The organism is Streptomyces sp. NPDC058000, from assembly GCF_042886435.1.
Lineage (GTDB): Bacteria > Actinomycetota > Actinomycetes > Streptomycetales > Streptomycetaceae > Streptomyces.
On record NZ_JBHVQS010000031.1, the window covers coordinates 44,423 to 56,128 of the forward strand.

At 70.4% G+C, this 11,706-nt stretch carries 8 protein-coding genes and 1 riboswitch; of the genes, 5 read left to right on the plus strand and 3 right to left on the minus strand.

The window, feature by feature from the left end; translation table 11 throughout:
• Nucleotides 1-273: 273 nt before the first annotated feature.
• Nucleotides 274-1,284: a sucrase ferredoxin gene (locus tag ACFVT2_RS26415; RefSeq protein WP_390021874.1), complete on the minus strand. Its 1,011-nt coding sequence runs from the start codon at nt 1,282-1,284 to the stop codon at nt 274-276.
• Nucleotides 1,285-1,761: 477 nt separating this feature from the next.
• On the opposite strand from ACFVT2_RS26415, the gene ACFVT2_RS26420 reads away from it, so the two are divergent.
• Nucleotides 1,762-2,874 carry a CobW family GTP-binding protein gene (locus tag ACFVT2_RS26420; protein ID WP_390021875.1) on the plus strand — a complete coding sequence of 371 codons (1,113 nt, stop codon included), beginning with the start codon at nt 1,762-1,764 and terminating at the stop codon, nt 2,872-2,874.
• Between the two features lie 193 nt (nt 2,875-3,067).
• Here the strand turns inward: ACFVT2_RS26420 and ACFVT2_RS26425 are convergent, their stop codons facing one another.
• Nucleotides 3,068-5,512, minus strand: coding sequence for a DNA topoisomerase (ATP-hydrolyzing) subunit A (locus ACFVT2_RS26425; protein ID WP_390021876.1), 2,445 nt, complete (start codon nt 5,510-5,512; stop codon nt 3,068-3,070).
• Between the two features lie 326 nt (nt 5,513-5,838).
• Between ACFVT2_RS26425 and ACFVT2_RS26430 the strand changes: the two genes are divergently transcribed.
• From ACFVT2_RS26430 to ACFVT2_RS26445, 4 genes are all read left to right on the plus strand, one after another.
• Complete coding sequence (locus ACFVT2_RS26430) at nt 5,839-7,179, plus strand: M16 family metallopeptidase (protein ID WP_390021923.1); 1,341 nt, start codon at nt 5,839-5,841, stop codon at nt 7,177-7,179.
• A 38-nt stretch (nt 7,180-7,217) separates the two neighbouring features.
• Nucleotides 7,218-8,600 carry a M16 family metallopeptidase gene (locus tag ACFVT2_RS26435; RefSeq protein ID WP_390021924.1) on the plus strand — a complete coding sequence of 461 codons (1,383 nt, stop codon included), beginning with the start codon at nt 7,218-7,220 and terminating at the stop codon, nt 8,598-8,600.
• A 308-nt stretch (nt 8,601-8,908) separates the two neighbouring features.
• Nucleotides 8,909-9,065: riboswitch (cyclic di-AMP (ydaO/yuaA leader) on the plus strand.
• Between the two features lie 12 nt (nt 9,066-9,077).
• Nucleotides 9,078-9,857 (plus strand): M23 family metallopeptidase, encoded by a 780-nt coding sequence (locus ACFVT2_RS26440; protein ID WP_390021877.1) that lies wholly within the window; start codon nt 9,078-9,080, stop codon nt 9,855-9,857.
• A gap of 284 nt (nt 9,858-10,141) precedes the next feature.
• Nucleotides 10,142-10,828, plus strand: coding sequence for a GntR family transcriptional regulator (locus ACFVT2_RS26445; RefSeq protein ID WP_390021878.1), 687 nt, complete (start codon nt 10,142-10,144; stop codon nt 10,826-10,828).
• A gap of 456 nt (nt 10,829-11,284) precedes the next feature.
• On the opposite strand, the gene ACFVT2_RS26450 is transcribed toward ACFVT2_RS26445, so the two are convergent.
• Entirely contained in the window at nt 11,285-11,566 is a 282-nt protein-coding gene (locus tag ACFVT2_RS26450) for an HPr family phosphocarrier protein (protein WP_390021880.1), read from the minus strand.
• Nucleotides 11,567-11,706 lie beyond the last annotated feature (140 nt).

Sequence of the window (11,706 nt, forward strand, 5' to 3'; positions counted from 1 at the left end):
GCGCGCGCAAGGGCCGCGCGTGGAGGGGGAACGGGCATGTGTGGCGTGGGGGTTGGTGCGAAGACATCGAGCGTGGCGGTGCGAGGCACGGGGAGGCGGGCCACCGTACTGCGATGCATGGGGCCGATGTTGGGGTTGGGGTTTGTCGCGACGCTGGGACTGGCGTTGGGAGTTGCGTTGGCTTGCGCCATGGGGGCAGGCGGCGGACGGCCCGGTGGAATGCGGCAATTCAGGCGGGGCGGGGAAGCAGTGGAGCCAGATCCGCCCCCGGCGTCAGAGCGGCGGAATAGTAGGCGCGAGGGGCTGCCCGGTGGCAGCGCTGTCCGCGAGCGCAGTGGTGGAGGCGACCGCCATGCGCGTCGGTGGACCGAGCGGCGCACCACAGCTGGCGGGCGCCGGAGCACCATCGGCCCGCTGATCGATCACCACGCGCCAGGCACGCCCGTCGGCGTGAGCAACGGTAATCGCCCAACTCCGAACGGCGTCCGCAGTCGGCCCGCCTCTGGACGTCCGTCCGTGGGTGTCCCCCGGTTCGGGCCGCACCGAGTCGGTCCGTACGACGTCGAGTGCGTCCGCGCGCCGCTCCCGGAGCAACTCGCGGACCGCGAGGTCGGCGGCCTGGGCCGGCCGGTTCCACATCGAACGGCCCCGGCACTGGTCGAGGGCGATGCGACCACTGCGCGCCGCTTTCACGACATCCTCGACGAGCTGAGCCGAGGCACGTCCGTAGGCGTAGCCGTAGGGGAGGACGAAGAGAGTGGGGGAGAAGCGATGACCACCGATGTGCGTCACCTCCCAGGTCGCGTTGCCCTCGGCGGCCAGCTGCGCGGCCAGCGGGCGGCCGAGGAGCGCACAGCAGCGATCCCGCTTGCCGTTGGTGCACACGAGCACCACAGGTTCGCCGGTGTACGGCTCCCAAAGTCCGCCGTGGTCTCCGGCTCCCGCGGCGACGAAATCCAGCCCGAGCGCGGTTCGAGGGTCGGTGACGACGGTGGTGCGGATCCAGGAGCGGCCAGGTGCGGTGTGCGCGAGGAAAAGCCGACGCCGGGGAGCGCCGTGAAGATCGGCATGGCGTCCAGGGCGGCGGATGAGAGCAACGCGTACACCGGTACCTTCCGCCGCAGCCTCCAAGGCCCGGCCGATGTGCGGGTCGAGGTGGCTGTCCGTCAGTGCCTTGGCGCCCCACGGTCCGGTCTGCTCGATCAACAGCCAGGTCTGGGCGGTGGCTGCCGTTCCGGCGAGGGATTCGGCCGCTTCGAGGGAAGAGGTGGTGCATGTGCTCACGAAGGTGAGCCTAACCCGGAGCGTCATGTCCGGAATGCCGGGAGAGTGGCAAGGCATGCGACGACGAGTGGCGGTGGCGTGTCGTGTCTCCGGTACAGCGGAGTCGGGCACGGAGGCCGATGGCTGCGGCGCCGTCCGGTGAGGCCGGGGAACAGGAGACCGTTGCCGGCCGCGCCTACGGCGGGGCGGCGGAGGCCCTGAGGATGTCAGGTAGAGGGCGCATGCCCCAGGTGGTCGGCGGGATGGCCCTTGACCTGCGGTAGGGCCGGAGCTCCGAGTGCATCCGCGGGGCGATCTGGGGGTGGGGTGCGTCCGGTACGCCGTGGCCGCTGTCCACGATCGTGACGCGTTCGTCTGGGGCGGTCTGGGTGGGTCGGGAGTAGGCCGGATTGTGACGCGGGCGGTCCGTTACGATCGACAGCTCGTCCGCCGCCGGGCCGTGCGGCCCGCCCCCCCCCGCACCATGGAGGCGCTCCCTTGGCCACGCAACAGATCCCGGTCGTCGTCCTCGCGGGCTTTCTGGGGTCGGGCAAGACCACGCTCCTCAATCATCTGCTGCGCGCCGGCGACGGCACCCGGATCGGTGCGATCGTCAATGATTTCGGCAGCATCGAGATCGACGCGATGACGGTCGCCGGGCAGGTGGACTCGATGGTTTCGCTAGGCAACGGGTGTCTGTGCTGTGCAGTCGACACCAGCGAACTGGATACCTATCTGGAGCGGCTGGCCCGCCCTGCCGCTCGTATCGACGTGATTGTCATCGAGGCCAGCGGGCTGGCCGAGCCGCAGGAACTCATCCGGATGATCCTCGCGAGCGACAACGACCGGATCGTTTACGGCGGGCTGATCGAGGTCGTCGATGCCGCGGAGTTCGGCGACACGCGCGCCCGGCACCCCGAACTTGACCGGCACGTGGCGATCGCCGACCTCGTGGTACTCAACAAGGCAGACCGGATCGGGGACGAGGCGCGTCAGGAGCTCATCGGCACACTCGCGGATCTCGCTCCCGGCAGGCCGGTGATCTGCACGGCCTTCGGACAGGTCGAACCGGAGATGTTCTTCGACCGCGGTCCGGGGGAGGGTCGCAACGCGGCTGTACGCCAGCTGTCGTTCGAAGACCTGCTGCGTGAGGCTTCTGCCAACGGGTCCCCGGGGCAGGGAGTGGACGGTGGCGGTGAGCACGACCACGAGGGCTGTCCCGACTGCGATCACGATCACACCGGGCACCTCCACGCCGCTTACGAGAGCGTGGAGTTCACGTCCGCCGAGCCGATGCATCCGCGTCGCCTGATGGAGTTCCTCGACAGTCGCCCCGGCGGCCTCTACCGCATCAAGGGATTCGTCCACTTCGACGTCCCGGAGAACCGTCAGAAGTTCGTGCTGCACGCGGTCGGCAACTTCCTGCGCTTCTACCCCGAGCCTTGGGCGAAGGGGGAGGAGCGATGCACCCAGCTGGTGATGATCGGCAGTGGCGTCGATGCTCCGGCGCTGCGCAAGGAACTGGAGAACTGCCGGCAGGCAGCGTCGGCGGAGGCCGACGAGAACAGCATGTGGGGTGTGCTGCGGTACGTGCCCTCGCAGGGGGAATGAGGGAGGTTGGGCGCGGGCGGGCCGCGTCGCTCGCGGCGGGGCGGCCCGCAGCGAGGAGCGGCCCTACGGGCCGGGAGCTGGTGAGGTAGGCCGCCGGCGACAGTCCCTCCAGGTTGATTCCCGTGCGTACAACTGACGCCGCCGGGGTGGTCGTTCAGCACCCCGGCGGCGTCGTGCGTGCGGTCCGTCGTGGTTACACGGGGCCGGCCAGTGCCGCCACCTGCTTGGTCAGCGTGATGCCTGAGCCGTCTCGGCGGGGATCCGGTTCCGGCAGCGGGACCGCTGCGCCCTTGGTGTCAGCGGCCCGTACCGGCGCCGGGCCGACCCAGGCCATCGTCAGGCAATCCTCGCCCTTCAGGAACCGCTGGCAGCGAACCCCGCCGGTGGCCCGGCCCTTGCGCGGGTACTGGTCGAACGGGGTGAGCTTGGCCGTCGCCACCGAGTCGTCCAGGGTGCCGTGCGACCCGGCGACCGTGAACACCATGGCGTCCGCGGCCGGATCGACCACCGCGAAGGCGATCACCTTCGTGCCCTGGCCCAGCTTGATGCCTGCCATACCGCCCGCCGGCCGGCCCTGCGGCCGTACCTGCGACGCCGGATAGCGGAGCAGCTGCGCCTCGTCGGTGACGAAGACGAGATCCTCCTCGCCCGTACGCAGCTCCGCCGCGCCCACGATGCGGTCGCCCTCCTTGAGGGTGATGACCTCCAACTCGTCCTTGTTGGACGGATAGTCGGGCACCACCCGCTTCACGACGCCCTGTTCCGTACCGAAAGCGAGACCCGGTGAGGACTCGTCCAGCGTCGTCAGGCACACCAGCTGCTCGTCGTCCTGGAGGCTCAGGAACTCCGAGATCTGCGCACCACCGGCGAGGCTGGGCGTCGTGGTGTCCGGAAGCTGGGGCAGGTCGATCACCGACAGTCGCAGCAGCCGCCCGTGGGACGTCACCGCGCCCACCTCGCCGCGCGCGGTCGCCGGCACCGTCGAGACGATCACATCGTGCTTGACGCGCTTGGCGTCGGCGTCGAACGCCGTCTCCGCCGTGGTCGTACGCGCCAGCAGGCCCGTGGAGGACAGCAGCACCCGGCACGGGTCGTCGGAGACCTCCAGCGGGACCGCGGCCACCGAGGCGCCCGCGGACTCCAGCAGGACCGTCCGGCGTGGCGTGCCGTACTTCTTGGCGACCGCCGCCAGCTCGCCGGAGACCAGCTTGCGCAGTTCGGCGTCCGACTCCAGGATCCGGGTCAGTTCCGCGATCTCGGACTCCAGCCGGTCGCGCTCCGCCTCCAGTTCGATCCGGTCGAACTTGGTCAGCCGGCGCAGCGGGGTGTCGAGGATGTACTGGGTCTGCACCTCGCTCAGCCCGAACCGCTCCATCAGGCGTTCCTTGGCCTGGGCGCTGTTGTCGCTGGAGCGGATCAGGCGGATGACCTCGTCGATGTCCACCAGGGCGGTCAGCAGGCCCTCGACCAGGTGGAGCCGGTCGCGTCGCTTGGTACGGCGGAACTCGCTGCGCCGGCGCACCACGTCGAAGCGGTGGTCGACATAGACCTCCAGCAGCTCCTTCAGGCCCAGCGTCAGCGGCTGGCCGTCCACCAGGGCGACGTTGTTGATGCCGAAGGACTCTTCCATCGGCGTGAGCTTGTAGAGCTGCTCCAGTACGGCCTCGGGGTGGAAGCCGTTCTTGACCTCGATCACCAGCCGCAGGCCGTGCTCGCGGTCGGTGAGGTCCTTCACGTCCGCGATGCCCTGGAGCTTCTTGGACCCCACCAGATCCTTGATCTTGGAGATGACCTTCTCCGGGCCGACCGCGAAGGGGAGTTCGGTGACGATCAGGCCCTTGCGGCGGGCCGTGACGTCCTCCACCGCGACCGTCGCGCGGATCTTGAACGTCCCGCGGCCCTTCTCGTACGCGTCCCGCACGCCGCTCAGGCCCACGACCCGGCCGCCCGTCGGCAGGTCCGGACCCGGCACGAAGCGCATCAGGGCGTCGAGATCGGCGTCCGGGTGCTTGATCAGGTGGCGGGCCGCGGCGATCACCTCGCCGAGGTTGTGCGGTGGCATGTTCGTCGCCATACCGACGGCGATTCCGGACGTCCCGTTGACGAGGAGGTTCGGATACGCGGCAGGGAGGGCGACCGGCTCCTGCTCCTGGCCGTCGTAGTTGGGCGTGAAATCGACGGTGTCCTCTTCGATGGACTCCGTCATCAGGGACGTCGCCGACGCCATCCGGCACTCGGTGTACCGCATCGCGGCGGGCGGGTCGTCATTGCCCAGGGAGCCGAAGTTGCCGTGCCCGTCCACCAGCGGCAGCCGCATCGAGAACGGCTGTGCCATGCGGACCAGGGCGTCGTAGATCGACGCGTCGCCGTGCGGGTGGAGCTTGCCCATCACCTCACCGACGACCCGGGCGCACTTCACGTACCCGCGGTCGGGCCGCAGGCTCATCTCGTTCATCTGGTAGAGGATGCGGCGGTGCACGGGCTTGAGACCGTCGCGGGCGTCCGGCAGGGCGCGGGAGTAGATGACCGAGTACGCGTACTCGAGGAAGGAACCCTGCATCTCGTCGACGACGTCGATGTCGAGGATCCTCTCCTCGAAGTCGTCCGGCGGCGGGGTCTTCGTGCTGCGGCGGGCCATCGCGGCTGCGGCTCCTTCTGCTGCGTCTACTGCCGATGTGTGATCAACGCTGGGGGATCAACGCTATTGGGTCAACGCTTCGGCCCAACGCTGGGACCGACGTTGACCGGCCGGCCGGCGGACCGACCGGCGAGTCTGATGAGTCTGACGCGGACCATTGTGGACCGCCCCACTGACAACGCTCACCACGACTCCCCCCTTCCCGCCCCACCACGGGGCGCGGCGCACGTTCGGGGCCTTCCTCACGGGAACTTCGCCAGATGCCGACGCGGTTGCATACAGTGACAGGACTTCCTCACAAGCGGATCGAAGGGACGTACATGCCCATGGGTCACACGGCCACAGAAGAAGCCGGCTCCGGCGGCCTGACAGCGACCGAGCACAGGCTGGCCAACGGCCTGCGCGTGGTGCTCTCCGAAGACCACCTGACGCCGGTCGCGGCCGTCTGCCTGTGGTACGACGTCGGCTCGCGCCACGAGGTCAAGGGCCGCACGGGCCTGGCCCACCTCTTCGAGCACCTGATGTTCCAGGGGTCCGGGCAGGTGAAGGGCAACGGCCACTTCGAGCTCGTCCAGGGCGCCGGCGGCTCGCTCAACGGGACCACCAGCTTCGAGCGCACCAACTACTTCGAGACCATGCCCGCCCACGAGCTGGAGCTCGCCCTCTGGCTGGAGGCGGACCGGATGGGCTCGTTGCTGGTCGCACTCGACGACGAATCCCTGGAGAACCAGCGCGACGTCGTCAAGAACGAGCGCCGCCAGCGTTACGACAACGTCCCCTACGGCACGGCCTTCGAGAAGCTGACGGCCATGGCGTACCCGGACGGCCACCCGTACCACCACACGCCCATCGGGTCGATGGCCGACCTCGACGCCGCCTCCCTGGAGGACGCGCGGGCCTTCTTCCGCACCTACTACGCGCCCAACAACGCGGTCCTGTCCATCGTGGGCGACATCGACCCCGAGCAGACGCTGGCCTGGGTGGAGAAGTACTTCGGCTCGATCCCATCGCACGACGGCAAGCAGCCGCCGCGCGACGGCAGCCTGCCCGAGACCATCGGCGAGCAGATCCGCACCGTCGTGGCGGAGGATGTCCCCTCCCGTGCCCTGATGGCCGCGTACCGCCTCCCGCACGACGGCACCCGTGAGGCGGACGCCGCCGACCTCGCGCTCACCATCCTGGGCGGCGGCGAGTCCTCCCGCCTGTACAACCGCCTGGTGCGGCGCGACCGCAGCGCCGTCGCCGCGGGCTTCGGCCTGCTGCGGCTGGCGGGCGCGCCCTCGCTGGGCTGGCTGGACGTGAAGGCGTCCGGTGGCGCGGAGGTGCCCGCCATCGAGGCCGCCGTCGACGAGGAGCTGGCCCGCTTCGCCGAAGTGGGGCCGACGCCGGAGGAGATGGAGCGGGCCCAGGCCCAACTGGAGCGCGAATGGCTGGACCGGCTCGCCACGGTCAGCGGCCGCGCCGACGAACTGTGCCGCTTCGCCGTCCTGTTCGGCGACCCGCAGCTCGCGCTGACCGCCGTCCAGCGCGTCCTGGAGATCAGCCCGCTGGAGGTGCAGGCGGCCGCCAAGGCCCGGCTGCGCCCCGACAACCGCGCCGTGCTCGTCTACGAGCCCACCGCGCAGACCGACGCCGCCGGCACCGAGGAAGAGGAGGCGGCCAAGTGACCGACGCCACCACCCCCGCAGACGCCCCCGTGAGCACCATGGAGTTCCACCCGCAGCCGCGTGGCGGCGCCCCCAAGCCGTGGGCCTTCCCCGCGCCCGAGCGCAGCCAGCTGCCCAATGGGCTGACCCTCCTGACCAGCCACCGTCCCGGCCAGCAGGTCGTCGCCGTGGAGATCAACCTCGTCGCCCCTCTGGAGTCCGAGCCCGAGGGCCTCGACGGCGTCGCCACGATCATGGCCCGTGCCCTGTCCGAGGGCACCGACAAGCACACCGCCGAGGAGTTCGCCGCCGAGCTGGAGCGCTGCGGAGCCACCCTGGACGCGCACGCCGACCACCCCGGCGTACGGGTCTCCCTGGAGGTCCCGGCCTCCCGGCTGCCGCGCGCCCTCGGCCTGCTGGCCGACGCGCTGCGCGCCCCCGCCTTCCCGGACAGCGAGGTCGAGCGGCTGGTCCGCAACCGCCTCGACGAGATCCCGCACGAGCTGGCCAACCCGGCCCGGCGCGCCGCGATGGCGCTGTCCAAGGAGCTCTTCCCGGTCACCTCCCGGATGTCCCGGCCCCGGCAGGGCACCGAGGAGACCGTCGTGCGGATCGACGCGGCCGCCGTCCGCGCCTTCTACGACACGCACATCCGGCCCGCCACGGGCACCGCCGTCGTCGTCGGTGACTTCACCGGCGTCGACCTGGACGCGGCGCTGGCCGACACCCTGGGCGCCTGGACGGGCTCCGTCGTCGAGCCGCCGAAGCCGTCCCCGGTCGTCGCCGACGACACCGGCCGTGTGGTGATCGTCGACCGTCCCGGCGCCGTCCAGACGCAGCTGCTCATCGGCCGGATCGGCGCCGATCGGCACGACCAGGTGTGGCCCGCCCAGGTGCTCGGCACATACTGCCTCGGCGGCACCCTCACGTCCCGTCTGGACCGGGTGCTGCGCGAGGAGAAGGGCTACACCTACGGGGTGCGCTCCTTCGGGCAGGTCCTGCGCTCCTCCGCGCCGTCCTCCCCGGAGGGGGCGACCGGCGCCGCGCTGCTCGCCATCAGCGGGTCGGTGGACACGGCGTCCACCGGGCCGGCCCTCCAGGACCTGTGGACGGTGCTGCGCACCCTCGCGGCAGAGGGGCTGACGGACGCCGAGCGTGACGTGGCGGTGCAGAACCTCGTCGGCGTCGCGCCGCTGAAGTACGAGACCGCCGCCGCCGTCGCCGGGACACTGGCCGACCAGGTGGAGCAGCAGCTCCCGGACGACTACCAGGCGCAGTTGTACGTCCGGCTCGCGGAGACCGGCACGGTCGAGGCGACCGCGGCGGTCGTCAGCGCCTTCCCGGTGGACCGGTTGGTGACGGTCCTGGTGGGTGACGCGGCGCAGATCGCCGAGCCCGTCAAGGCGCTGGGCATCGGCGAGGTGACGGTCGTCAGCGGCTGACCGTCCGCGTGACGTCCGGTCACCCGACGGCTCGTCACTCATTGAGACTTATCGACAAAGCGGCTCCCGTGGCGGTTACTTGCCACGGGGGCCGCTTTGTGCGCCTGCCTGGTCGGCTGCGCGCCGGGAGTGCGTGACTCCGTGGGGTCGTGTCCGGCGGGCGGCTGGTGCTGCCCGCCCGCTTGCGTCGGCTGCCCGATTCGCGTGTGGCGTACCGCACAAAAATCCGGTTCTGTTTGCCGATTGAAAGTTGTCCCGTTTAGCGTCGGTCCGGCTGTTCGTCACAAGTCCGCCACAACAGTGGCACCGGACAGTCATCGCCGAGTCCCCGTACGGCGCGAGCCAGGGGAGCCGGGGACCCACCCGTCCCTTGGGGTGAATCGGACCCCTCTTCGGAGGAGTCCGTAGGAGACCTTCCTGCTCCGAACCCGTCAGCTAACCCGGTAGGCGAGAGGGAAGGAAAGGACCAGCCAGTACATGGCGTTCACCCGTGCCACCGGGAAGCACCGCCGTGCGAGCCGCACCGCTCGTACCACCCGCAACCTCGCCGGCATAGCCACCCTCGCGGCCTCTGGTGTCGTCGCCTCCGTGGCGTCGCCCGCGCTGGCCGCCACGGACGAGTCGGCCCCCCGCGACACCGGTCTCCAGCAGTCCGTCGTGATGGGTGACGAACTCGCCGTGCGGATCGAGGCCCAGGCCGACGCGCAGCAGGCGGCCGCCGAGGCCACCGCGGCCCGGGCGAAGGCCGAGGCCGAGGCCGTTCGGCTGGCCGAGGTGGCGAAGAAGCGGGCCGACGAGGAGCGCGCGGCCAAGGTGCGCGCCGCCCGCGAGGCCGAGCGCAAGCGCCTCAACACCTTCGTCGCACCCGTGACCGGTTCCTACGTCTCCACCGGGTACAAGGCGTCCAGCGGCCTCTGGTCCTCGGGCAGCCACACCGGTATCGACTTCCATGCCGCCTCCGGTACGCCCGTCCACGCCGTGGGCTCGGGCACCGTCGTCGAGGTCGGCTGGGGCGGTGCGTACGGCAACAACATCGTGATCCGGATGAACGACGGTACGTACACCCAATACGGTCACCTTTCGTCTTTCGGGGTGACGGTCGGCCAGACGGTCACCCCGGACCAGCAGATCGCCCTCTCGGGCAACACCGGCAACACCACGGGTCCGCACCTCCACTTCGAGGCCCGGACGGGCCCGGACTACGGCTCGGACATCGACCCGGTCGCCTACCTCCGCGCGCACGGCGTCACCGTCTGACCTGATCGCGACCTCTCCGCCGCAGTACCGTCCCCCGGAGCCCCGGCCCGCCACCCCTGGCGCGCCGGGGCTCTGCTGTCTCCGTAGGGCCACCGGTGTCTCCCTGGGGCTGTCGGTTTCTCCCTAGGCCCTCGGCGTACCGCCCGCACGGTGCCCCCGCCCAGCGGCCGAAAAGCGTCGATGAATTCACGACGTCCCGAGGGAAAGTCCGCCCCGGTCGAATAGAGTCGGGGAAAGTCGCCGAGCGGCGACGTTTTCCGGGGATTACGGCGGAGGCACGGACGATGCGAGGTCACATTTCCGCGCACGCGGTGTGTACAGCGATTCGCGACGATATTGTGTCGGGTGTGCTCACGCCGGGAAGCCGGCTGATCGAGGACATTCTCGCCGCGCGGTACGGAGTCTCCCGGGTCCCGGTGCGGGAAGCACTGCGCACCCTCCAGTCCGAGGGATTCGTGACCACCCGCCACCACGCGGGCGCCTGCGTCGCCGAACTCACCGAACAGGACGCTGCCGACCTGCTCGACGTCCGCGCCCTCCTGGAGCCGCTGGGCGCCGCCCGTGCAGCCGCCCGCCGCAGCTCCGCCCACCTGAAGGTATTGCGCGGCCTGGTGCGACTCGGCCGGGAACGGGCCCGCCACGGCCACCCCGCAGACCTGCGTCAACTGGATGCCTGGTTCCACGAAACGCTCGCCCAGGCGGCCGGCAGCCCCAGCCTCACGGCGCTCCTCACCCAGCTGCGGCGCAAGATCGAGTGGGTGTACGTCGTGGAGCCGCCGGCCCGTCCCGCCGATTCGTGGGACGAACACGGCGCCGTGCTCGACGCGGTGGCCCGTGGTGACGCGGAACGGGCGCGCGCCCTCATGGCGGCGCACATTCAGCGGTCGCTGCCCGTGTACCGGCTGCGGAGTGCCGCTCCCGCTGTGAGGGAGGTGAAACGGCCCGTCAACACGGCACGCGCCCGCACTTAACAATCACCCCGTATACAAAGAGGGAGCGTAGGGGAATTGCTGGCGTGCGGAAGGAATGGCGGGGAAGGCGGGAGGGCGAGGCTGGGCGTTCGCGCTCTATTTCCGGAATCCTGGCGCGATGAATTCATCGGAGAAAGATTCCGGCCGGGGTGATCTCCGGGCTAGGGGGGATTCCTGCAATGGCGAAATAGGGCAGCGGAACAATTTCCGGGCGAGGCATACCAGAGGTCGTGCGTAATGCCCCGGCGTCCTGTTTCCCTGCGCGCTTCCGGACGTCGGTGCGACGCCGGTCGGGGGATTGCTGCCCGTGACGTCACCGGCGCTGGCCCGCGAAGCCACGGCTCCCGCGATGCCTCCGCAACGAAACGGCCCCGCCGCAGTAGCCGGATGTCCCGGTCACCGCGGCAGGGCCGCATCAGGAGAAGCAGTGGACGGGGCGCGCGGCCCCGGCGCTCCTCAGACGGTCTCGGGGAGCTCCTCAAGGCCCTCCGCGACCAGCTTCGCCAGGCGTTCGAGCGCGGCCTCGGCCCCCTCGGCGTCGGAGGCCAGCACGATCTCCTCGCCACCCTGGGCGCCCAGGCCCAGGACCGCGAGCATGGACGCGGCGTTGACGGGGTTGCCGCCGGCCTTGGAGATCGTTATCGGGACACCGGAGGCGGTGGCCGCTCGGACGAAGATCGACGCGGGGCGGGCGTGCAGGCCCTCGGCCCAACCGACATTGACGCGACGCTCAGCCATGGTGTTGCCCTTCAAAGTCGTGACTGTTGTCTAGACCATTCTTGCACGCTGTCAGGAGTGGTCCCGAAGCCCTTCGTCCCGGCTTCCCGTCCGGGCTTCCCGGCCCTCCTCTTAGGCCCTCGGTCCCGCTGCGGCGAGGC